General features: G+C 58.1%; 10 protein-coding genes and 1 pseudogene. 7 read left to right on the plus strand and 4 right to left on the minus strand.

All coding sequences use genetic code 11. The features are described from left to right. Positions 1 to 70: 70 nt before the first annotated feature. Positions 71 to 736 carry a CatB-related O-acetyltransferase gene (locus tag RSSM_RS16125; protein WP_236621184.1) on the plus strand — a complete coding sequence of 222 codons (666 nt, stop codon included), beginning with the start codon at positions 71 to 73 and terminating at the stop codon, positions 734 to 736. Positions 737 to 795: 59 nt separating this feature from the next. Here the strand turns inward: RSSM_RS16125 and RSSM_RS16130 are convergent. From RSSM_RS16130 to RSSM_RS16145, 4 genes and pseudogenes are all read right to left on the minus strand, one after another. After that, a pseudogene (locus RSSM_RS16130) lies at positions 796 to 2,447 on the minus strand (arylsulfatase). Positions 2,448 to 2,709: 262 nt separating this feature from the next. Continuing rightward, positions 2,710 to 4,737, minus strand: coding sequence for a 1,4-alpha-glucan branching protein GlgB (gene glgB, locus RSSM_RS16135; RefSeq protein ID WP_008680855.1), 2,028 nt, complete (start codon positions 4,735 to 4,737; stop codon positions 2,710 to 2,712). A 162-nt stretch (positions 4,738 to 4,899) separates the two neighbouring features. Further along, complete coding sequence (locus tag RSSM_RS16140) at positions 4,900 to 6,210, minus strand: DUF1552 domain-containing protein (RefSeq protein WP_044302734.1); 1,311 nt, start codon at positions 6,208 to 6,210, stop codon at positions 4,900 to 4,902. An 83-nt stretch (positions 6,211 to 6,293) separates the two neighbouring features. After that, positions 6,294 to 8,834: a DUF1592 domain-containing protein gene (locus RSSM_RS16145; protein ID WP_008680859.1), complete on the minus strand. Its 2,541-nt coding sequence runs from the start codon at positions 8,832 to 8,834 to the stop codon at positions 6,294 to 6,296. A 331-nt stretch (positions 8,835 to 9,165) separates the two neighbouring features. On the opposite strand from RSSM_RS16145, the gene RSSM_RS16150 reads away from it, so the two are divergent. From RSSM_RS16150 to RSSM_RS16175, 6 genes are all read left to right on the plus strand, one after another. After that, entirely contained in the window at positions 9,166 to 10,338 is a 1,173-nt protein-coding gene (locus RSSM_RS16150) for an MraY family glycosyltransferase (protein WP_008680860.1), read from the plus strand. After that, complete coding sequence (locus RSSM_RS16155; protein ID WP_008680862.1) at positions 10,335 to 12,914, plus strand: O-antigen ligase family protein; 2,580 nt, start codon at positions 10,335 to 10,337, stop codon at positions 12,912 to 12,914. The genes RSSM_RS16150 and RSSM_RS16155 overlap by 4 nt, the downstream gene beginning before the upstream one ends. A gap of 147 nt (positions 12,915 to 13,061) precedes the next feature. Beyond that, positions 13,062 to 13,607, plus strand: a complete 546-nt coding sequence (locus RSSM_RS16160; protein WP_008680865.1) for an RNA polymerase sigma factor — start codon at positions 13,062 to 13,064, stop codon at positions 13,605 to 13,607. Between the two features lie 2 nt (positions 13,608 to 13,609). Further along, the gene (locus RSSM_RS31740; RefSeq protein ID WP_008680868.1) at positions 13,610 to 16,786 is read left to right on the plus strand and encodes a YfbK domain-containing protein; all 3,177 of its coding nucleotides are present in this window, start codon (positions 13,610 to 13,612) and stop codon (positions 16,784 to 16,786) included. 11 nt (positions 16,787 to 16,797) lie between these two features. After that, positions 16,798 to 23,955, plus strand: coding sequence for a hypothetical protein (locus RSSM_RS16170; RefSeq protein ID WP_144059868.1), 7,158 nt, complete (start codon positions 16,798 to 16,800; stop codon positions 23,953 to 23,955). A gap of 301 nt (positions 23,956 to 24,256) precedes the next feature. Next, entirely contained in the window at positions 24,257 to 25,045 is a 789-nt protein-coding gene (locus RSSM_RS16175; RefSeq protein ID WP_008680872.1) for an SGNH/GDSL hydrolase family protein, read from the plus strand. Positions 25,046 to 25,301: the final 256 nt, after the last annotated feature.

Genomic DNA, 25,301 nt, shown 5'->3' on the forward strand with positions numbered 1-25,301 from the left:
TTGATTGTTATGTTCTGTTAGACTTTCTGAACCAGGAACCGCAACGATATCCAAAGCGATTGGAGGAAACGTGCTCGATCCGAAGAAGAAACATCCGATGGTGATGCCTGATGGAACAGTGATCAAAACGGTCGTGCATCTCAACCAGGTGATCGACCACCCGCGCATGGAGATCGGCGACTTTACTTACTTTGGCCATCTCGAAGAGTTGTCGGACTATGCGTCTTATCTGGCTCCGTTTTTGTTTCCGCTCAGCCCCGAGCGGTTGGTGATCGGAAAGTTTTGCCAGATTGCTCACGGTGTGCGAATCATCACGAGTTCAGCGAATCACAGCATGAGAGGTTTCTCGACGTACCCGTTCAACAATTTTCGGATGAGCAAACAGACGACGCTCGAGGAGATCCAAGCGATGTTCCAAGTTTCGGCACCGAAAGGGGACACGGTCATCGGGAATGATGTTTGGATCGGGATGGAGGGGGTGGTCATGCCGGGGGTGACGATCGGCGATGGAGCCATCGTGGGGGCGCGTTCGATTGTCGCCAAAGACGTCGCACCCTACTCGATCGTTACCGGCAACCCGGCCAAACCGGCACGTCAGCGATTTGATGACGAGGTCATCGCGTCGCTGCTGCAGATTCGTTGGTGGGATTGGCCGACCGAGTTGATTGAATCCAATCTCGAAGCGATCACCGGGGCGAACATTTCTGCGTTGCAGAAGGCCGCTGCGGAAGTCTGATATCGCAAAGTATGTTGCAGCAAAAGGTTTTGCAGCAAAGCGTGTTACGGCAAAGCGTTTTACGGAGAAGTCGTAGGTTTTGCTTGGCGGTTTTGGTTGTTCTTCGTGTCGGTTTTCTTCTTGCCGCGTTTGCTTTTCTTTGCCGGCGGTTTGGGAAGCACGTTGGAGTTGGTCGCCCATGTTTGCCATTGCCTCTGCAGGGCTTCGGCGAGTTCCGGCTTCTGTTCGATCAAGTTGACCTGTTCGGTTCGGTCGCTGGCCAAATCAAATAGTTCCCATTGTCCGCGGTTACCGATGCGAACGAGTTTGTTGTTGGCGACGCGGATCGCGGCGTTGCCTTCGTGTTCCCAGTAGAGTGCACGATCAGCAATCTCGCCTTCGCCCGTGATCAGGGGACGCAGGCTCTGGCCTTGCATCGGCGTGATGTCGTTTCCGTGAAAGGTTTTGGGATAAGTCGCGCCGGCTAGGTCGATGCAGGTCGCCATCAGGTCAATCACGTGAGTGGGTGTGTCGACCCATTGATTGTTCGCGGCCGATGCTTTCATCTTTGCCGGCCATGAAGCGATCAGAGGCGACGCGGTCCCTCCCTCGTGGTTGTAATGTTTGTACATTCGGAAGGGCGTGTTGTTCAGATGGGCCCAGCAGTGTCCGATGAAGACGTTTGAGTGCGGGTCGCCCGGATGATCGCCGGTGTATGTTCCCGAAATGCCTGCTTCCGCGTTGCCTCCGTTGTCGGAGAGGAACAGTATCAACGTGTTGTCGAGTTGGCCTTTGTTTTGAAGGGCGTCGACCATGCGGCCGACGTTGCGATCGACTTCCTCAATCATGGCGGCGTAGATCGCCATCATGTCGTCGTAGCGAGTTTGCTCGTCGTGTGAGAGTGAATCCCATGCGGGGATTTCTTCGGGCCGGGGTGTTAGTTTCCAATCCGGATCGATCAGGCCCATTTCGATTTGGCGTCGATACCGTTGTTCTCGCAATTGGTCCCATCCCTGCATGAACTTCCCACGGTATTTCGCGATGGTTTCCTCCGGTGCCATGCACGGAAAGTGCGGTGCGACATGGGCGAGGTACCAGACGAAAGGTTTGTCTGCGTCGATCGCCTCGTCGACAAACCGAAGGCCGGCGGTGGTCCAAAGTTCGGTGCCGTACCATGGCGGGTTGAATTGTGGATCGTTGCGAGCGACTTGCTCGCCGTTAAGGAAAACTTTAGTGCCCCCTTTCGGGCCGGTCTGATCGGAGTAGTGCAGACCGCCGGCGGGCGTGTTCAGGCTGCGGTCGAAGCCACGGGTAGCGGGTGTGCTGCCGGGGATTGCTCCGACGTGCCATTTGCCGGTCATGATCGAAAAGTGCCTGCTTCACCGAGTACTTCCGCGATTGTCACGCATCGATCGTTCAGGTGTCCGCGGTAACCGGGGACGCCTTGGTCGGCCGTCATGTGACCGATCCCGGCTTGGTGCGAGTACAAACCCGTCAGCAGTGATGCGCGTGTCGGGCAGCAACGTCCGGTATTGTAGAACTGCGAAAAACGCACTCCGTTCTCGGCGAGCTTGTCAAGGTTGGGCGTGTTGATTTCGCCGCCATAGCAGCCGATGTCGGAAAACCCCATGTCGTCGACCATCACAATGACGATGTTCGGGCGTTCCCCGGCCAGAAGAACGTTTGGTAGAAGGCACGCGACCGCAAGGAAGCAAAGCAGGGGGCTGTTCATCTGGCAATAACCGCGTTGGGGAAACGGACGGTGGGGATTGAGACCTCGCCATCATAGCACGTCGGCGTTCGCGCAATCTGCGAGTTCACGTTTGTTAGACGTGAGCCCGTTTCGCAATGAGTCGTTGGCTGACCGTTGGCGATCGCGTTCGCTTTTGTGCACGCGGCGACGCTTCCATCAATGCATTTCCCGTGAGCAGGTCTCGACGACGAACAAGGCAAAAATGCAAGCCGATCGACGCGTTCTCGCGATGGTCCGGAGGCTATCGGGGGCTGGTTGCCCCGTCATCCGGTTCCGAGTTGTCTGTTGCCGAGAGCATGACCATGGCGAGAGGTGGGATGTTGAGTTTGAGACTCTGTTCGCGACCGTGTGCCGGGATCGGCTCGCTAGCGATTTTGCCAAGGTTGCCGACGTTGCTGCCGCCGTAGATCTTCGAGTCGCTGTTGATGATCTCGATGTATTTGCCCGATTGTGGAACGCCGATTCGGTAGCCTGCGTGAGGTGCCGGTGTGAAGTTCAACACAACCACCACGGTGCTGCCGTCTGAGCCAAGGCGACAGAACGTGAAGATACTCTTGTCGGCATCGTCGGCGGCGATCCAGGAGAAACCGGCCGGGTCACAGTCGAGTTCGTGCAACGCGGGGTAGTCTTTGTAGATGCGGTTGAGATCGCCGATGAACCGTTTCACTCCGTCGTGAACATCGAACTGCAGTAACGACCAATCGAGTTGGCTCTCGGCGTTCCATTCGGATGATTGCCCGAACTCACATCCCATGAACAACAGTTTCTTGCCGGGCGAAGCGTACTGATAACCGTACAACAGTCGCAGGTTTGCGAACCGTTGCCATTGGTCGCCGGGCATCCGTGAGAGCAGCGAGCCTTTGCCGTGAACGACTTCGTCGTGTGAGAGCGGCAGCATGAAGTTTTCGCTGAACTGATACACCGAACGGAACGACAACTCGTTTTGGTGATATTTGCGATAGATCGAATCACGTTTGAGGTATTCCAACGTGTCGTGCATCCAACCCATGTCCCATTTCATGCCGAACCCCAACCCGCCGTTATACACGGGGCTGGAGACTCCGCCGAACGATGTCGATTCTTCGGCGATGGTCAGCACGCCAGGGAAGTCGGCGTGCAGGTGGGTGTTGAATTGTTTGAGGAACTCGATCGCTTCGAGGTTTTCATTGCCGCCGAACTGGTTGGGGACCCATTCGCCTTCGTTGCGGGAATAGTCCAAATACAACATCGAGGCGACCGCGTCGACTCGCAGTCCGTCGATGTGGTACTCCTTGCACCAGAACCGAGCACTGGCGTGGAGGAAGTCGCGGACTTCTTGACGGCCATAATTGAAAATGTGGGTGTTCCAATCGGGATGGAACCCTTGCCGTTTGTCAGCGTGTTCGTAGAGTCCGGTGCCGTCGAAGTAAGCCAATCCGTGATCGTCGTACGGGAAGTGGGCGGGCACCCAGTCGATGATCACGCCGATGTTGTTTCGGTGACAATGGTCGACAAAGTATCGGAATTCGTCTGGGCCGCCGAAACGGCTGGTCGGTGCGAAGTAGCTGGTTACCTGGTATCCCCATGATCCGTCGAACGGGAATTCCGTGATTGGCATCAACTCGATGTGGGTGTACCCGAGTTCTTTGACATAGTCGACCAGCATCGTGGCGAGTTCACGGTAGGTGTGATAACGACGACCGTCCCACGGACGTTTCCACGAGGACAGTTGCACCTCGTAGACACTGATCGGTTGTTTGAGCCAATCGACGAGGCCTCGGCGGCACATCCAGTCCTCGTCGTTCCAGCGATATTGATCGAGGTCGTGGATGATCGACGCGGTCGCCGGCGGGTGTTCGGCGGAGAACGCGTACGGGTCGGCTTTGTCGAGAATTTCGCCTGATTTCGTTCGGACGCTGTATTTGTAATGCGTTCCAACGCCGGCTCCGGCGATGAAGCCCGACCAGACTCCCGAATCACTGCCGTGCAGCCAATCACAACCGTGTTGCCAACCATTGCCTTCGGTCAGAACGCAGACTTCGGTCGCGTTGGGAGCCCAAACGGCGAAACGAGCCCCGGCGACGCCATCGCGGACTTCCGGGTGAGCACCGAGCGAGTGATACCTTTCGTTACGCTCGGCAGTGACGTCTGCGGTGACTTCGGCAGTCTTTGCAACCGTGGTTTTTACAGCGGCTTTCACCGCGGCTTCGACCTTGGCATCCGCATTGCCTCCTGCAGTGGTTTCGACCTTGGCGGGGGCATCGTTATTTGCAGGGTCGGTGGATTTCATCTGAAAAGATACCCGTGTTGAGGAGTCGATCGTTGGTTCCCGTGGATTTTACAGGATCGACATCGTCGCGTGTGAGGGGGTGCGACGAGGTGACAGCAGGGCAGTCTGTTTCAGAGTGATGCGGGCTCGATGTTCGAACGAGCTCGGTTTGCGGATGTGGCTTTAGGTCAGCCCGTCCATCGTTCCGGTGCTGGTCGCGAACTGATCGACTTCTAGTCCGAACTTCTGCAACAGCGTCAGGTAAAAGTTCGGCAGCGGGTAGTTTTCGTTTTGGCTGAACGCGAGGTGACCGGCGTGTTGGAACCGACCGCCGGCGATCAGCATTGGCATGTTGCGGTTGCTGTGGTTGGAGGCGTTGCCGAGGTTGCTCGTCAAGAACGAGGTGGTGTCATCGAGTAGGCTGCCACGTGCATCGTCGGAATTCGCGAGCGTTCGAAGGAACTCGCCCCATTGTCCGACGAGGGCTTCTTCGACGAGCGCGAGTTGATCGAGTTTGGTGTCATCGAGTCCGTGGTGGCTGAGCGAGTGGTAACCTTCCTCGACGCCTTCGATCGGGATCACGCCACCACCGGCAGGCAAGTGCAAGGTGACGAAGCGAGTCGAGTCGGTTTGTAGCGCGAGATGTATCAGCTCGCACATCGTTCGGAAGCGGCCGATCAAGTCGTTCGGGTTGCGGCTGTCGACTGGTCGGTCAACGTCAACTTTCGGTTTCGGCTTTCTTGCCCATTGCTCGGACTGTTGCATTCGCAGTTCCAAGCCGCGGACGCTGGAGAAGTACGCGTCGAGTCGATCGCGGTCTCCGCGGCCGAGCGTTCGTTGCAGCGATTTGGCGTCCTCGGCGACCACGTCCATGATGCTGCGGCCTTGTCGAACGCGGGCTGCCTGTTTGTGACGTTCGGCTGCGGAATCGTCAACGAACAGCTCCGCGAACAACCGCGAGGCGGACGTGATCGGCGGGATCATCGCGCCGCTCTCGGTATAGCAGGGACTGTTGGTGCCCCCGGTGGCGAGCACGAGTGACGGATAGCGTGTCGCGTCGCCGCGATGTTTGGCGAGCATTTGATCGAGCGAGATGGTGTTGACCGCACGGCCCGCGCTGCCCATCGGAGTCGCAGTCAGGATACTCGCCTCGGCCCGGTGTCCGCCGCCGACACCCGGGTGCGAAACGCCCGATGCAATCGTCATCCGGCCGCGAAGGTCTTCGAGTGAGCGCAGGTAACGCGAGGGGGTGTACTGTTTGCCGGTTCCCGTGGGCATCCAGTTGTCGGCGACCAAGCCGAGTCCCACGGTCACGGCGACCATGCGCTGCGGTGCGGGATTGGGGCCAGTGACACTTTCGTTTTCACGCGCAAACGCGGACTGCATCGCCGACAACCACGGCAGGCTCATTGCCACCCCGCTGCCACGCAGGACAGTACGACGACGCAAACGCTTCTGGAAATTGAACAGAGTGGTTCTGGAGGGATGTGTCATTCGAAATCGCTGAGTTGTGTGGGGCTGAGTTAAGCGTGCTGGACGGCGAATCGGAAATTCGATCGTGGGGCTATTTCGTGGCGCTATTTGCTAAGAAACGTTTCGCTGCAAACTACCGCGTGCAAGATCGAGCGGACGCCGTGATCGTTCGTGGAAGTTTGAGCGACGATCGATTCAATGACAGGACGGTCGGCGAATTGCAGTTTCGCACCAGTGGCGAACGTCAGCATTTGCGTCGCCAGGTTTGCCGCGAGTGTGTCGTCGTCTTTCGCGATCAATTCACAGAATCGTTCGAAGGAATCGAAGTCGGTTCCGTCGACCATTGTGTAGCTGGCGTCGACTTTGGCGCCACGCACGTATTTGCGACCGCGAAGTTGCCTATAGTGATCCCGCCATTTGCCACCGGCGTCGAAGTTTTCCAATGCGAAGCCGGGCGGGTCAAAGTTCTTGTGACAAGATGCACAGGATGGATCCGATTCATGTTTGGCGAGCAGTTCACGGATCGTGGTCGCGCCGCGAATGTCGGGTTCGACGGCAGGGACGTTGCTCGGCGGAGGCGGGATCTCTTGCCCTAGAATTCGCTCGCAAACCCAGATGCCGCGAAGAACCGGAGAGGTATCGTTTCCGTTCGCGGTGACTTTGTGAATGGAACCGTGCGACAAGAGTCCACCGCGATGCGAGTCGGGATCGAAACGTACCATTCGCAATTCGTCGTCGAGATAATTGCCGTCGACATCGATCCGTTGTTGTATCCCGTAGTAACGCGCTAGCCGTTCGTTCAGGAAACTGTAGTCGCAATTGACGAGATCTCGGACGGGAAGATCGTTGTCGAGCAAGTGTTGAATGAGATGATGCGTTTCGCCGAGCATCGCGTTTTGGACGATGGTGTCGAAGTCGCGAAAGAGTCGACGGTCGGGCTCGGTGAAATCAATGTCGATCAAGTCGAGCCATTGTGCGGTGAATTCTTCGACGAACCGGCGACCTCGCCGAGTCTGCAGCAAGCGGTCGGTTTGTTGTTTCAGTTGATCGGCGCCGCGAAGTTTACCTTGGTCCGCGGCGGCACGCAGTTTCTCATCGGGCATTGATCCGCAAAGAAAGTAGCTCAGTCGCGAGGCGAGCGACCAGTCATCCAGGCGTCCGTCGTCGTCAATTGATTCGCACAAGTATAGAAAACGTGGCGAACACAAGACGGCGCGATAGCCTGCTCGCGTGGCCGCGACAAACGAGGAACGTCGGTCCTCTCCGCTGGCGAGGCTTTCGTCGAACACCGAATGCGTGAACTCAATGTACGGTGTGATTTGGTCGGTGGGCGTCGGTCGGCGGAACGCGATATTGGCGAACCGCGTGAGCTGATCGGTTAATTGCTCACGTACTTCGGCGTCGTCCATCGATTTGAGGTTGGGAAGGAGCGTCCGTGATCGTTTGTCGCGTCGCAGTGAGACATTCGGCAGCAGGCGATTCTGTACCGCCGGCCGTTTTGCGATCGGGTGGATCTGTTTCAATTGCAATCGGTGCAACGCGATTCCGGGCACGTCTTGGTCTTCGCATTCACCCAGCCCGACGTTGCCTCCCTGCACCTTGGCTCGGGCGAGCGTGGCGTCGGCGGGACGGATTTCCAGCATGTGACCTTCCGGGATCCAAGCCTCAAACGAATAAGTCTTGGGTTGTTCGGTGACGCGGAATCCACCGATCCAGCTCATCAGCGGCGAACTCGAAACGCACTCGCCGCTGCGGACGCTGCACCATACTCCTGGGGCGATGGACGACTCGGAAGCGTTGGGTGTCCCCGTTTGCGGATCTCCCGATGCGGCAGGCGGTTTCAATGCCGAGGCCGTGAAGGAGATTCGATAGGTTCCGCCCCGAGGAACTCGCGATGAGGAGACGCGGCCATAGTACGGCAGACCGGATGACCAGGTAACGGCGAGGCCCTCGCGAATTTCGGGTTCACGGTTGCGGCGTCCCCGCGGTTTGTTGGCGATCTTTTTCGGTTCGAGATCGACAGACCAATTCGGCTCCGGCCGCAGCGCCCGATCGAACGCGGCATCGAGAGCAGCGTCGACGACGTTGAGATGCGATTCGAGTTGGAAGTGCGACATCGTCTGTGCGTCCGCCAAGTGCACGTAACCGCTGTTTCGCGATTCGGCGGGCATCAAGCGAGACAACGGAATGTCGATTCCGAGGAGGTCCTGCAGCGTGCGTTCGAGTTGTTCGTTCGAAAGCCGACGTCCTTGAACTCGTCCACTTTCGGCTCGGCGGGTTCGGGACGCCTTCATCAATGCCCGCCGGGTGGGGGTTAGAAATTGGGACCGTTCGGCTTCATCGAGGTCGGCGTCATCGGGCGGCGGCATCTCGCCCTTCTCGACCCGATCGAATATTCTGACCCACGCGTCGAAAGTCTGTAGACTCGCGAGGTCGTTGCTCACCGATTCGACATCAAATCCACCTTCGCCGGACGGGCCGTCATGGCAATCGATGCAGTTGGTTTGTAGGAATTCGAGCGAGGATTCTGGTATTCGCGGCGCATCGTCGGGCGAGGCGGCGATTGCCGGTGTCGAAGCGATCGGCGTGCAGGAGATGACCAGCATCGACAACAGGACGCCGCGAAGGCAAGCAAACAAACGCATCAATGTTTGTCAGTATTGGTAGGAGGGCGATCGCGAACGAAAGGTGGGGGTGGGGAAATTCGCGATTGGGTAGGACTGCATATTGTAACAATTGAATGGGCAGAAGGAAAACGGAATCGCGGGAAACGGTTGCGCGATCGAGGGGGGAGGTCGATCAGCTTTCGCGAGAGTCGCTAGAATGGTGAACAAAATTGGCGGACGTGCGTAACGCACGACGCTGCACACCCGAGGCTGTGTATTTCGAATCAAAAAGGTCTTAGTAAGTCGGGCCTTTGGCGGGAACCTGCGAACTCGACTACATCTTTTCTATTCCAACTGATTGGCCTGCTCTATGTCCGTTACCGTCTTGCTGATCATGGCGGTTGCGTTGTTGGCGATGTTGATCAGTTGGATCGTGCTGTATCCGGTCCGTTACTACGCCCGCGAGTTGGGATTGCTCGACCGACCCGGCGGGCACAGCAGCCACACCGTGCCGACTCCGCTCGGTGGCGGGATTGGGATTTACTGTGGGATCGCGGGAACGTTGTTGCTCGGTCTGTTTGCCGCGTGGTTGTTGCAGGATCCACAGCGTGCGGAGAGTCTGCGCGAGTCGGTTGGCGGATGGGTGCCGGCGAACTACTGGGCCGCGGCGGCGTTGCACGCCCCGGGGGTTTGGTTGCGATCGACCGATGTGTTTTGTCTGCTCGGGGCCAGCACCGTTTTGCTGATCCTGGGGTTGTGGGACGACCGCAAAGGTTTGTCGGTGATCGTTCGTTTGGGCGTGCAGTTCGCAATGGCGGCGGCGGTCGTGTTGGGTTTGGGCATCGAGTTGACGGCTTACTTGCATGTCGGTTGGATGACCAAACTGCTGTCGGTGATCTGGATCGTTGCGGTGATCAACTCGTTCAACATGCTCGACAACATGGACGCGTTGTCGGGCGGCATTGCTGCGATCATCGCGACGTCCATGTCCGTGGTGATGATGACCACGTTTGATCCCGAAACGGGGCGACCTCAATTGTTGGTCGCCGGGCTGTTGTTGGTTGTCGCCGGATCGTTGCTCGGTTTTCTCTTTCACAATCGACCGCCGGCGAAGATCTTTATGGGCGACGGTGGCAGTTACCTCGTTGGATTTCTGATCGCGGTGGCGATGTTGATGGCGACCTTCGTGGGCGGTCCGTCGGACGATGGGACGCTGCGTCCGCACGCGGTGTTGGCGCCGTTGTGTGTGATGGTCGTTCCGCTGTACGACATGATTTCGGTCCTTTGGATTCGCATCCGAGAAGGTCGCAGTCCGTTCCTCGGTGATCACAGTCACCTGTCGCATCGTTTGGTGGACTTGGGGCTGTCGCGGACCGCCGCGGTGGCGACGATCCATCTGATTACCGCGACCTGTGGGTTATCGGCAATCTTGTTGACGCACGTGACGCTGCTGCAGGCGATCACGGTGTTGGGGATTGTCGCTTGCATGTTGACATTGGTTGCGATCCTAGAATCCACACGCGGTCGTGGGGCGAAGCCTTGACGGGTCGCAAAGCAGCGTCGAAGGGCAGTGGCCGTTCGAGTCGCGAATCGAAGGCAGCCGGCGCGAACGACTCTCATGCGAACGTTGCGACCGACAAACCGCTGCGACGCGAAAGGTACGAGCGTTTGGCGGTTGCGAAGTCGGCGGTTTTCGGCGGTCTTTGTGCGGGGCTCGTGTGGGCGAGTTATTACCCGGCGGATTCGACGGCGGTCGAGCAAGGCGACGCGTTGGGTTTGTCGTTGGGATTGATGGTTTGGGCGGCGTGTTCGGTTTGGGCGTTTGGTTTCTCGTCGGTCGTGGCGTCTGCGCGAGTTGGATGGAGTTCGTCGTCGTGGTGGTTGGACGCTGCTCCGGTTCTGTTGGCCGCGTGGGTAACGGTCGCCGGATGGGTTGGCACTGGATATCTGACGTCGTGGAGCCCGTCGGTCGGTGGCGACGTGCGGGCGGCGACCAACGAGGTTTGGTGGTGGGTAGCGGACGTGGCGTGTTTCGTGATCGCGAGACGTTTGTTTGCCAACCATGCGCGATCCGTTGTCGCGGTCGGTGTCGTGATGGGAGCCGGTGCGCTTTTGGCGTCGCATACGCTGCACCAGTACTTCATTTCGTTTCCTCAGACGATTCGGGAATACGAAAGCGATCCCGAAGGAATGTTGGCAAAAATCGGGCTCGACGCGGAAGCCGGTTCGGCGGCGCGGATGATTTTCGAAAACCGGATGCGAGACGGTGGGCCGACGGGCACGTTTGCGTTGGCCAATTCGCTGGCCGGGCCGCTGGCGATCTCGTTGGTGCTCGCGATGGGAGCGTTGATCGGTGTTCTTGCCAATCGAAAGGCTTACGATACGCACGGCGACGGGGCGGGCTCGGTTGGGAGTTTGCCCGGCGTGATGCTGGGGCTGTTGTCGGGATTGTTGGCAGTGGCCCTTTTTACAACGGGCAGTCGCAGCGGCGTGTTGTCCGTGGTTGTTGTCGGCGGTGTTGGTGCGTTGGTTTGGCTGATGCGAAGGAAGTTATTCCGGCGATCGGAATCCACCGGTGCGGAAATCGTGAACGAGCCCGCTACGCAATCACCCGGTGCGGGCAAGGGAAACTTTCGGGTGTGGTCGGGTGTGTTGGCGGTTTTGTCGATTGCGGCGTTTGGAATTTTATGGCGATTTGGCCACGGGATCCTTGGCGGCGAATGGGTGTCGCAGGCTCCGGCGACGATCCAGTTGAGGTTGCAGTATTGGCGGTCGACTCTCGCGATGGCAGCGGACTATCCGGTGTTCGCGGCGCGACCGGGTAACTTCCAAATCGTCTATCAAAAGTATCGCGACATTCTGGCTCATGAGTTGATCGCCGAGCCACACAACTTTTTCTTCGAAACGCTCGCCTGTGGAGGTTGGGGCGCGGCCGGGTTGTTGGTGGTTTGGATCGGTGTTTCGATCCGAGCTACTTGGAAAGGCGTCAACGCAGAAGCCCAACATCCGGAAGGGGCCAGGCGTGTCTCGATGGGATCGATACGTTCCAGTGTGATCGCGGCAGCCCTCGGTGCGTTTGTTTCATTCGTTGGTGTTTGGTACCACGGGATCGTGGCGGGGGATCTGCCGGACTTCGACGCGCATCTGATTGCGGTTCCGATTGCGGTGTCGGTTTTGGCGGTTTGGTTGGTTTCTGTCGCGGGGACAGGTATTGTTTTAACGCCGATGCAGTGCCGAATGGTTGCCTCAGCGTCAGTGGCGACCGGTATGTTGCATTTGTGTTTTTCGGGTGGTTGGACGGTGCCGGGCGTTTCGATGTTCTTGTTGACGTTGGCGGCGATCGCGACGTCGCCAGCTGATGAGCGGTCAACCGATGAGGAGGATGGTTCGACATCCCTGTTGTCCTCGCGTATGGTCGTTAGTGGGTTGCTGTTGGGGTTGGCGTTGGTGTGTTATTGGTTTTCGTATCGTCCGGTGAGCCGATCCGAGCAGGCGATCGTGCAAGCGAACATGTTGGCGAGCACCAATCGCCGCCCGGCGGCGTCGGCAATGTTGCGGGACGCTTTGTCGATCGATCCTCTCAACGCGGACGCTGCGATGTGGCTCGCGGGGCTCGACAATCAGGCTTTGCTGGTCTCGATGGGGCGTGGGCAAACGGAATCGCGGTCGCGCCGGATCGCTGACGAATCGATTCGTGAAGCGGTGCGACGATCGGGCAACGATCCCACTCGTCTGCGTGCGGTCAGTGAATTGATGCTGCAGCGATATCAGGTCGGAGGCAATCGGGCCGATATCGTCGAGGCGGCCGAGTTGTTGTCGCGGGCTCGGGAATTGTCGCCGACGCACGAGTCGATCACGGCCCAGTATGCGGAGGTGCTCCGCGAACTCGAGCGGCTCGGAGTGGACGGGGCGGACGGCGTAGACTCGTCTGACGGGGCCGACATCGGCGGCGAGAGTGCCGCGGAAATGGCCGATCGGGCTGAAATGTTGGCCGAAAGCGGTGGGGTGATCACCCGCGTTCTGAGATTGCAGCGGATTCTGCCCGCGAGGGTGATCGGTGCTCCTGCGGTTGGGCAGCCAGTGCGTGCACCGGCGGACGAAGTTCTCGCGGGAAAATAGCCGTTGGACGGGTGAACCTCGGCGGGTAGCGGGCTCTTTGGGACTTTTTTGACGGGATCGCCTAAGAATGCGTCCGCGTGGCCGTCTATCCTTATGAGTGGATCAACGCATCTTCTCCCCACGGCTAGATTCCATCGAAACGAACTTATGTTGCAGCAGACTCCTCGAACCGACCGGTCCGACGAAGCCGAAGCGGGCGGTCCGAGTTTGCGGGAGTTGTTTGACGCGGAAGAAACGGCGTTGCTGCGGTATGCGTTCTCGTTGACCGGGCGGCGTGCGGTCGCGGAGGAAATCGTGCAGGAGGTTTTCTTGCAGTTGCATGTTCGTTGGGCAACGGTGGAGGCACCGCGGGCATGGCTATTCCGAGCGACCCGAAACCGGGCGTTGGACATACGGCGAAAACACCAACGCGAAGTGCTCGACGGCGTCGGTTATGAACCGGAGCCTTGTCGGAAGGAGGATTCGCCGGAAGCGGCAATGGCTCAGACCGAGATGTGTGGGGCGTTGCGAACACTGATCGGCCAGCTTGACGAACGCGATCAACGGCTCGTGACGCTGAAGTATTTCGAAAATCTTCCGTATCGCGCAATCAGCGAGCAGACCGGGCTGAGCATCGGCAACGTCGGCTATCGGCTGCATCACATCCTGAAAGAACTCGCGGTCAAAATGCGTCCCTTGGGAATCGGCAACTGAACATGAACGATCCATCCCAACCTCTATCGGATAACTCCGGCCCAGGCGAAAACGAGGATCTCGAAGCTCGCGTGGTCGCGATGGTTCTCGGTGAAGCATCCGAGTTCGAACGTGAGCAGATCGCCGCCGCGATCGAATCGAACGCTGCATTGAAGGCGTTTTATGATGAGCTGCGGTCGCTGCACCAAAGCATGCCTGGTGCGGCATCGGAGGAAACGATGCCCGACGAGTGGCAGTTGCCCTCGGAAAAGCGGGCCGAGTTGTTACAGACGATTGAAAAGTCAGCGGCCGGGCATGACGAAGAAATTGTGTTTGAACCCCTTTCGGGTTTGGATAACCTCCGCTCAGGATACTTTCAGCGTCGGGTCCTGGCCGGGATCATCGCGGTCGCCGCAGGGCTGTTGATTGTCGGCAGCGTTGCAGTCGTCGGATTGCAAGTCACACGAGAATCCAACGTCGCGATGTCGACGGGGCAGGTGGCTCAGCAATCTCTCGATGCCGCCATGGACGATCTGCTGTTGGCGGACTCCGCGATCGAAGAGGAAGTCGAACTGGCGCCTTCGGCCATACCTGCTCCTGTGATGCCGAGGTCGGCTCCAGTTCCCTCTCGTGTTCCTTTTGGGGATTCCGACTCCGACTCCAGCGAGCCGTTCGGCGATGCCAACGGTCGGTCGAACGGAATATGGGCAGAGACCAATGTGGCAGACGATCCTTTTGCATTTTCAGTGCCTGAATCTCCCATGCCTGAATCGGCTGTGACAGCGGGTAATGTGATTACCGAAGACCGGCCATCATCGCGACCCTCGATCGCGGGAAACATGAAGGGCCGGGGAGTGCGGTCGGCGGGACAAGCGACTGCGGGTGAGAGTTTTGGAATGGACGAATTCTACGGCGAAAGTTTCGGGGTAGGGTCTATCAGCGGAGGCATGGGAGGAGGCATGGCGGGCGGAACGAGCGGCTCGACGCGGGAAGGGGCTTTGGGGGGGAAACCGTCGAGCGGTGGCGGTGATGTCCGATTCGGAAACGGTCCCGCCTTGGTTGACGGGTTGGCAATCCAAACGGTACCCGACGAGTCCCGTATATCAGATTCCATCGAAGATCGCGAAATCATGTTGGGCGATAGCCGAGCGTACTTCGGTTGGTCAGGACTAGAACAGGAAGAGCAACAACTGGGGACGCCGCAGCAAACGGCACCGAACCGTCCCTCGTTGGCTTTCGATGATCGTTACACCCGCGATTCCTCGGCCGGGAACGAGTTCCGGTACGGCGTCCCCTCGTCTACGACCGAGCCACAACAGCCTCTGGCGACACGTGGAATACAGCCGCGTTTTGAATCGGGAGTCGCGACTGCCGATTTGAAGAAGTCAACTGCAGAGCGAATGCAGTCCGGAGGACGAATGCAGTACGGGGGCAGCGCCGGACAACCGCGTAATGCGCCGTCTGACTATGGACGCAGCAACTGGGCGTGGCAGTCTGCGGGCCGGCAGGACTCAGCGGGGAAGCAGGACTCAGCGGACAAGCAGGAAGCTGCGAAGACGCGGGGGCTTCGTCGATCGATAATCGAGCAAGGCGATTTTGCCTTGGGACGCGATGTGGAAGCCTGGTTGCGCGAGACTACCGAAGACGAGATGGCGCAGTCCGAATTCGACCCGAACGTGGTGGCGGGTGGCGTTGTTGAAGTCGAAGAATTGAGGGAACGCCGCCCAGAGCCGACTCCGCAACTGAAGCTTTCCCAGGGGGAGCAGACTCAGGCTGAATCGCTGCAGCGGCAAACGTCGCCGTCGAGCATTGCGCTCAGCCGCCAGTCGCGTCGCGACGTGCTGCAACGAGCCAAGGACACGATGATCGTTGATGAGAAGAACGCACGCGAGGAACCGTTTTCAACGTTCTCGCTGCACGTCAGTGACGTTTCCTTCAAGCTCGCGCAGAACTCGCTCGCCAACGGGATTTGGCCCGACCCGGCGAAGGTCCGCGTCGAGGAATTTGTCAATGCGTTCGACTATCGCGATCCCACGCCGACCCAGGAAGAAAAGGTTGCCTGCCAGATCGAACAGGCGATTCACCCCTTCATGCAACAACGCAATCTGCTGCGGATTTCGATGCGTACTGCTGCGGCCGGTCGGGCCGCACAGACGCCGCTGCGATTGACCTGTTTGCTGGACAACTCCGGGTCGATGGAGCGGATTGATCGTCAGGACACGGTACGCAAAGCGTTCGCGACTTTAGCGGAGCAACTGCAGCCCAACGACGCGATCACGTTGATCAGCTTCGCACGCCAGCCGCGTTTGTTGGCCGATCGCGTTCCTGGGGAGCAAGCCGGTGAGTTGGTTTCCCTGATCGACCAACTGCCGAGTGAAGGTGGCACCAATATCGAGTCGGCGTTGCAGTTGGCGTTTGAAAAGGCACAAGAACAACAGTCCGAGAACGCGCAGAACCGAATCGTGCTTCTGACCGATGGGGCCGTCAACTTGGGTGACGCCGATCCAGCGAATTTGGCATCGATGATCACCCAAATTCGCGACAACGGGATCGCCTTCGACGCGGCGGGAATCATTGCCGACGGGCTCAACGATGAGGTTCTCGAATCGATGACGCGAAAAGGGGACGGGCGATATTATTTGCTCGATTCGATTGATTCCGCAGATGCGTCCTTTGCGAAACAGATCGCCGGTGCTCTCCGTCCGTCTGCGAAGAACGTCAAGGTGCAGATCGAGTTTAACTCCGACCGCGTCGGCAACTATCGCTTACTCGGTTTCGAAAAGCATCGCTTGAAGAAGGAAGACTTCCGCAACGACGCCGTTGACGCTGCCGAGATGGCCGCCGAAGAGGCGGGCGTTGCTGTCTACGAGATCGAAGCCAAACCAGACGGGGAAGGCGACGTGGGATCCGTTTCCGTGCGTTTTCGCGATTTGTCGAGCGGACTGATGGTCGAGAACCGTTGGCCGATTCCGTATCACGCTGATGTGCCACGGCTCGACGAGTCACCGGCATCGATGCAGGTTGCCGCGTCGGCAGCATTCTTGGCCGCCAAGCTGCGAGGCGAACCACGCGGCGAGAACGTCCAACTCGATCAACTCTATTCAATACTGTCCTCGCTTCCGGAACGTTCACGTCGAGTCTCACGCGTTAACGAACTGCAGCAGATGATCCAGCAAGCCCAGCAACTCGAACGAGAATAGGAACCGATCTTATGTCTTCTCTTTGTCAGTCGGCCTCCGCCGTCAATCGTTCCGTTCGCACGTTTTTGTCCAGGGCATGCATTGTAGGCGTCCTTGCCGCGGTGATGCCTTTGGCATTTGTTCATGCAGCGGACGGAGACAACTCCGGAGATCAGTCAACGGCATCCCAAGCGAGTGACGGCAACCGTAAGGGAGTGATCGTCATCGAAGCAATCGGTGATGCGCCTGAACCCCAGTTGTTACATACCGGATCGGCCGAGGCGACGGTGCGAGTTGGCGAGAAGGAAATCACGCAGTCGATTGAGCTGAAGGTGAAGGTCGTCCAGGGAAAACCGGGAACGGTGAGCTACGGATTGCGTGGCAACGGACGCGTCGTGAGTGTGAAGTCTGACGAGTTGCTGTCTTGGTCGATCCGGCAAACCGAAGGCGAACGTTTCCTTGATTTGCGTGTCAAAGAGGACACCGAGCAGGTTCAAGCGTACGTCACGATGACTACGAAGATCGATTCGTTGCCGACGACCGTGCAACTGCCGCACCTCGCGAAGGGGGACGCGATCGGATTCGATTCGATGATGACGGTACAAGCGGTGCCGTCAGTCAAAATCGACTTGGTTTCGGTGCAGGGATTTGTTCCGTTGGAGTCCGCCGACCGCGAGACGCGGTTGCAGACGTCAACGGGCGGCACCATTCGACTGCGGATTGGGAAAGCGGGCGCGGCGTTGGCGCCGGTGGAATGGAGCGACACGCGTTTGACCGGGACGGTGGAGCCGGATTCGCGATCGGTGCGGTTCGTCTTCAGCGGAACGGCCCAGGTCACCACGGCGGGCGCGACCGCGACGGTTCTGTCGGGCGACGCGGCGATCAGTAGACTTCCGCAAGACGATCAATTTCGCCTGCAGTTGACGAAGGTTCAGAAGGCCCCCGCGTATCAGATGACGTTTTCGCAAAAGGGCGAGTTTTCGGTCGAAATTGAGTTTGTCGCTCGGCTCAAACGACTCGGCGACGGCCGTCATTCAATGGATTTTCGAGTCGCCGGTGGCGCGGTGATGCCGATCGTCATCGAGGGGTTAGGGGACGATCTGGAGTTTGAAGCGACCGGAGATTCGGTCGTTCCCAAACGCTCTGACGACCAATGGGTTGGCTTCCTGCCCGCGAGCGGTCGCACTCGGATGATTTGGAAAACCTCGCGGCAAACCGGGGAAGGCAAATTGTTCTTTACCACGTCGAGTCGGATCGAAGCGAGTGTTGGGGCGGGACTGCTGCGGCAAGATCATGAGATCGAGTTCCAGGTCTTGCAGGGGGAGTTGCGTGCGATCGATATCGACATGCATGGTCCGGGTGAGATTCTCGATGTGCGTGGGAAGGATCTGGTTTCATGGAAGGTGGAAGGCGACGAAGGGAAACGCACCCTGCACGCGGTGCTGAGTAGTCCGATCACGGCGACGAGTCGGTTCACGTTCCGCAGTCAAACACCACTGAGTGCTTTTCCGGTACGTGTTGAGGGGTTGCGGTTGGACCCGGCCGGCGCGATCCGTCATTCCGGACACATTCGTTTGTCCAACTCCGGTTCGGTGCGACTCGAGCCGACCGATCTGAACGGGCTTAATCAACTATCGCCGGATCAGTTCCCTGGTGATTCGATCGATGCACGACAAATATTCGTGTACCGATTTCCTTCGGCGGAATACTCTTTCACTGTCGTTGCCGATCGAATTCAACCCGAGGTCAACGTGGCCGAAACGGTGCTCTATCAACTCGCCGAAACCGATCGCACGATCGTCGCGGACGTGGAGTTGGATATCCGCGAAGCCAAGATTCGGGATTGGGATTTTTCGATCCCCGGTGACTACTCTGTCGTTGCAGTAACCGGAGCGAGCGTCGCGGATTACATCGCGTCGGGTGACGTCGTCGAAGGGCAACGGAATCTCAAAGTCATTTTTGCGGCGGATGTGATGGGCAGGCAGCTCGTGACGTTGCACCTGGAGAAGAATCAACCCGCCGAAGCCGGACCGTGGACGTTGCCCGTGGTCAAATACCCCGGCGTGAAATCGGTTCGTGGTGACATCGGGATCGTGGCAACGCCGGGATTTCGCACGGTGATCAATGAGACGGAATTGCTGGTTGAAAAGCCTTTGTCGTATTTTCCGAAACCGGTCGCGAATTTGCAACACGCGTTTCGAATCCGTGAGATCGGTTGGAACGCGGTGCTGCAAATCGAACCGCTCGATCGTAATGTTCAGTCGGACGCGTTTCATCTTTACTCGCTCAGCCAAGGCACCGTCTACGGCAGTGCGTTGATCAACTACTTCGTGACCGGTGCTCCTGTGTCGCAGTGGCGACTGACCGTTCCTAAATCGCTCGACAACGTGATGGTCGATGGGCAAGACATCCGGACGTGGCAACGCGAAGACGACACGTTGATCGTGTCGCTGCATCAACCGGTGATGGGCGCGTATACGTTGTTGGTGACGTTTGAAAAGCAACCTGACAAGACCTCCGGTGAATTTTCCGCCGGATTGGTGACCCCGTTGGACGTGCAGAGCGAGCGAGGATTCGTCCAAGTCGTCAGTCCGATGCAGGTTGAGATGACGACGAGTTCGATGAGCGAAGACTTGTTGGAGCTCGATCCGTTGGAATTACCCGCCGAGTTTCGGTTGTTGAGCACGTCGCCTTCGTTGGGAACGTGGCAGTACACCGAACGGCCGTTCGCGTTGAACCTGAATGTCGAATGGTTCGAGCCGGGAACGATGGTGACACAGGTCGTCGAGTTTGCCGAAGCGAACAGCCGGGTATCGAAAGATGGGGAACTCGTGACTGATGTGGTCTACTTTGTGAAGTCGCGTGGCCGACGGACGTTGCAGATCGAATTGCCTGCCGATCCGGTGAAACTGTGGGCTGTTGCGGTAAACGATCGTCCGGTGACCGCGCGGCGGGCAGGCGATGCTACGCTGATACCGCTGCCCGGCGGCACCGATCCGAACGAGCCGGTGCGGGTGAGTTTGCGGTTGGGCAAACCGGCCGTGAGTTCCTCGATGGCTCAACTCGCGTTACCAACGATCATGGTTCCCGTTTTGAAAACACAGTGGAAGGTGGTCGGCGATGAGAAGTTGGTCTTGGTGCCGAGCGGCGGCACCGTCGAGCCGACGACTCCGGTCCGTTCGGCGAGCGGATTCGATTGGGTCGCGAGATACGGATTGGTTTCGCTCGGTGCGATCTTGGTTCTCGTCGCGGTAGGGGTTTGGTGTGTGGGCCGAGGCCCGTTTTGGACCAGTGGCGAATTGCTGAGCTATCTCGCTGCGATCGGTGTCGCGTTGGTGACGGCGATGGTGGCGTTTGCGAATGTGGATCCGTTGTCGCAGTTGCAACTCAACGTGCCGATCTTGGCTGCGGGCGAAACCGTGATGCTCGAAGTGCAAAACGTTCCGTCGTGGCGTGTGGATTTGTCAATTGTCGGTTTGGTTCTCGCGGTCATCGGTGGACTATTGATGTTGGCGGCACGTTTTGTGCGATCGAGCGACGAGCATCGTGTGTCGGCGAAGTCGGTTTGTTTGGCGGCCGGTTCATTGCTCGTCGCAATCGGTGTTCTCTGTCAGGGAGGCAGTGCGGGAGTCTTCTTTATGCTGGTCGCGTTGGCAATCGTTGTGTTGTTTTTCCTTCCGCGATCGCGCGTTTCGGTGCGGGAGGGGATGGCCCGGTGGAAGCAGTGGAAAGGAAAACGCGCAGCCGCAAAAGCAAACGAGAATTCGGCAGGTGCATCCGGTGCCTCGGGAGTGGTTGCGTCGATCGCGTTGGGCTTTTTAGTTGCACTGTCCGGCGCTAGCGTCTCTCATGCGAAAGAAGCTGAGAGTGCGTCGTTTGTCGCGGCGGATTCGATTCAACAGGATTGGGAAATCTCTCGCGACGAGCAACGTCTTCGTGTCACAGGAGAGATGGAGTTAACCGGACGTCCCGGCGATCAGTTCCTGTTGCTCAAGTCACCGGCGACGTTGACGCGGTTCGAAGGTGAAGGCTTACGCCTGACTAAAAGCGAAGTGCCCGGCTGCGGGCTGTCGTACGTGATCAGCATTCCGATCTCGATCGAGGAAGAAGCGGTTGACGATGCAAACGATCCCGACGACGAAAGCGACAACGGATCAGCCGATGAATCCGATTCGGGTTCGGACGAGGACGAAGACAACGGGAAGGACGAAGACAACGGAAAGGACGAGGACAACGGAAAGGACGAGGACAACGGCGATGGCGAGCAACTGGATGCACCGCGGACCTATCAGGCTTCGTTTGAGTATCAACTCGAGGCGGTCGATGCGACGAAGTCGATTCCTGTGTTGACTGGCGAAGCGTCCGTCTCAAAAGTCGACGTGAGTCTCGATGTCGGGGGTTGGGAAATCTTCTGTGATGCCGCCGTGATGATCGAGCAGGACAAGGAAGGCGACAAGACGAGCGGCAGCGTGTTGCTTGGCCCGGGCGGGGCGTCGGTTGTGCTCAAGCCGAAAGCCCGTGATGTGGCGTCTGAGGAGACACGGTTTTTCGTCGAAGCGTCCAATCTGTATCGTCCCGGTCCGGGTGTTGTAGACGGTCGACATCGATTCCAAATCCGTCCCTCCCAAGGCCAGGTTTCTGAGCTGAACTGTACCGTTCCCGAGGGCCTGACGGTCAGCCGCGTGGAAGGTCCGGTCTCCGCGTGGCAGTTTGATGCGGACCTCGGGCGCTTGCATCTGCAGATTTCGCCATCGCAGTCCGCGCCGTTTTCGGTAACCGTCGACACGCAGCGCAGCCTCGAAACGTTGCCCGCCGATTTGACTCTATCGCCGATGCGGGTGATGGACGCCGGCGGCGAGGTGGGGCTGTTAGCGATCGCATTCGGCCCCGACGCGCAGCCGGAGAAGGCGACTCCGACCAAGATGTCTGCTGTGAACCTCGGTGATTTTGATCGTGCGATCATGTGGCAGAAATCCGATGTCTTGCACCGTGTCTTCCGGTACGGGGCTGACGGTGGTTCGGTGCAACTGCGAGTGGTTCCGGTGCAACCGGATGTTCGCGTCGTGACGCAGCAGGCGTTGTCGCTCGGCGACGAACGGATCGTGTTGAACGTGAACTGCCTCGTGGATATCACGCGTGCCGGCTTGTTCCAATTGAGTTTTCCATTGCCTAACGGGTTGGAAGTGGAAACGATTTCCGGTGATGCGTTGCACCATTGGTCCGAAACGAACGAAGAAGACCGCAGGCAGATTGTCTTGCACCTCAACGGAAAAACGATGGGCAAACACCAGTTCTCGATCGTGCTGTCAGGTGCCTCACCGTCGTCGCAACGCGAATGGAGTTTGCCACGTTTTGAGATCACTGAGGCGGATCGGCAGACCGGTGAACTCGTCGTCCGGCCAACTACCGGGATTCGATTGCGGACCGTCGCGAGACAGAACGTTTCCGAAATGGATCCGCGCCAAGCAGCCGGAAATCGGAAAAGCGGTTCGGCTGGATTGGCGTTTCGTTTGCTGCAACAGGATTGGCGTTTGACGCTGGGCATTGATCAACTCGACCCGTGGGTGACCGGCCAAGTGCTGCATCAAATCACGATGCGAGAAGGTCAAACACGTTCGACTCTGGTAGGGAACTTCAAGGTCGAGAACGCATCGATCCGTGACCTGCAGGTGGTGTTGCCGATCGATGACGAAGGCGAAATCAAAACACTCCGTGCCAGCGGCAAGGCGGTTAGTGACTTGGTACGAGTGCAGCCCAATTCGAACGTTTGGCAGATCCAATTCAAACGTCGTGTGCTCGGCAAGGTTGAGTTTCGGATCGAGTACGAGCGACGCGGGGAGCGAGACGACGATACGGAGTTGCTCGTCCCTGTCGAATTTCCCGAAATTCGACAACTCGCGTATTACTACGGCGTTCGAGCCGGCGGGCGGTTAGAGATCGACTACGAAGAGCTCACCCCAGGGTGGCAACGGGTTGATTGGAACACGATTCCGTCGGCGCTACGGATGGCGGAGAACCATACCGTTCCTGCATTGTCGCTGCGTGCGGTTTCGCCCGACGCGCCGTTGGCTATCCGGGCGAGTCGTCATTCGCTCGCCGATGCGTTGAAGTTGCGAGTAGCCGAGGGAACGTTCGCAACGATCCTGTCGCCGACCGGTGATCAACTGACCGCGGTCGATTTGACCGTCGAGGTCATCCAACGTAGCAGCCTGAGTGTGGGACTGCCCGCGGACAGTGAATTGTTCAACGTGTTCGTCAATGGAGAGAGCGTGCACACGATTCGCCAAGGCGGACAAACCAACGCGTGGCAGTTTTACATCTTGTCGGGCATCGATGACCGTACCGCGAAGGTGCGTTTTGTTTACTCGGTACCGGGCGATGGGATTCGCCGGATCCGATTGCGGAGTCCTGAATTGAATGTGCCGCTGGAGAACATTCGGTGGAACGTTTTGGCTCCGGAAGGGTTTCAGTTGACCGACTCGGATGGAAATTTGGAATTGATCGAACAGGAGAACCGTTCGGTTTACGACCGTGCGTCGTATCTATCGCAGATGAAGGGCAAGCGACAAAACCAGGCGGCGAAGGCGGCCGAGTTGCTCGAGCAAGCCAACCAGTTGCTTCGATTGGGTGAGCAGAAGAAGGCGAGTTGGGCGTTCAACAACGTCGCCAACCAATTCGCCCTCGACGCGGCGTCCAACGAGGATGCGAGGGTCCAGTTAGAGAACCTACAAACCCAGCAAGCGATCGTGGGACTCAATACGCGTCGACAGCGTCTGTATATGGATAACTATGAAAACGAAGCGGCGCCGGCCCAAGACGAGCAGCTCCGGCAAGCCGCCGCAGACAACCCGATCTTACAACAGGCGGAAATGAATTTTCGTCCGCAACAACTCAGCGAACTGTTGAGGGGGAATACGACCGAAGACAACGCCGTGCTGCAAGCGATCGCGTATCGATTGGTTCAGCATCAACGGGCAACCGAAACGGCGCCGCAGGCGATTCTGATCAACCTGCCCGAGGAAGGCACGATGTACGCATTCACTCGCACGGTGTCGGTGACCGAGAACGAACCGCTGGAGTTGGACTTGAAGTTCGAATCTCGCTACCGGGTGCCGATGTGGCAATCAGGGCTACTCGGATTGTTGCTCGCGTCGATCGCGAGTGTCATCGTCTATGCGCGAAAACGCTGACGCGTGATGAAGATCACATGGCGTACGTTTTAGCGGTGGGATTGACGCAAATCGTTACGGGTTTGTCGCGTTTCGGGATCGATGATTGGGGGTGCGACGTTAAGTTGTTTGAACGCTGCGTGCCACGATGGTAATTGGTGGGAAGTCTGCATTCTGGCGAATCCAGTTACGGTGGTTTGATTCTGATTTCTGGTGGAACTTGCAACGGCGGGTTCTCAAATCGCCTATCATTGTCACGCAGTCACCCACACCACGTTGTGTTCACCGCAACGTCCCGCCTTTCTCCCGCTGCGAGTAGCCCATGTCCTACGCATTGCGTCGTTCGACCGTTTCTATCTGTTTGGTTCTTTGTCTGGCCACCCACACGTTTGGCGACAGTGACGTGGCATCATCGAGTGCGAAGGCGAAGCCCGCGGACGCCGAAGCAAAACCCGCAGGCAACGCCTCACGTCCGACGTGGGCAACCGAAGCGGACCCGAGTTTGCCGAATGTTTTGATTCTCGGTGACTCCATTTCGATCGGTTACGGTCTGCCTTTGAAGCAGCGATTGCAGGGCGTAGCGAACGTTTATCGACCTCTCGCCGCCAATCAAAAGCGTCCTCAGAATTGCGGCGGCACGACGCAGAGCCTCCAGAGAATTGACGATTGGTTGGCGACGAATCAATGGGATCTGATTCACTTCAACTGGGGATTGCATGATCTCAAACACGTGACCCAAGCGGGCGGTTTGACCAACTCAAAAAGTCCAGACGATCCCGCCCAAGCCGCCCCGAAGCAATACGGAGAGAATCTCAAAAAGCTGGTAGCGAAGTTGAAAGCCACCGGTGCCAAGCTGATCTTTGCGACCACGACGCCGATTGTCGCCGACAGCAGCGGACCGTACCGAGCAAAGGAATCGCCTGCGATTTACAACGAGGTCGCCGTTTCGATCATGAATCAACATGGAATTGAAGTAAACGATCTGTACGCGGCCTGTGACGGCAAACTCGATGAATTGCAGTTGCCCAAGAACGTTCACTTCAAAAAGGCCGGGTCGGAATATCTCGCCGACGTCGTTGCTGCCAAAATCAAAAAAGCCTTAACGGAGTAGCCGAACGGTTTACACTCGCTGACGCGCCCGCCGAATCGGGCGCTGTCTCGGTGCGAGTGGTATCCGCAGTCCGCTGTTGTTGCACTCCATCGCCAACCCCACCATCCATACCGCCCCACCTTTCAGAAAGAACGCTCACGAGATGAAAGTACCTGCTATGACGACATTCGAAACGATCGGCTTTCGTGTATTGTGTGCCGGCGTTTTGGCGCTGCTGCCTTCCTTGTTCGCTGTGGTTGCCGCGGACGACACACCG

Origin of the sequence: Aporhodopirellula sallentina SM41 (genome assembly GCF_000346505.1) — a bacterium.
In the GTDB taxonomy this organism is placed as follows: Bacteria; Planctomycetota; Planctomycetia; order Pirellulales; family Pirellulaceae; genus Rhodopirellula; species Rhodopirellula sallentina.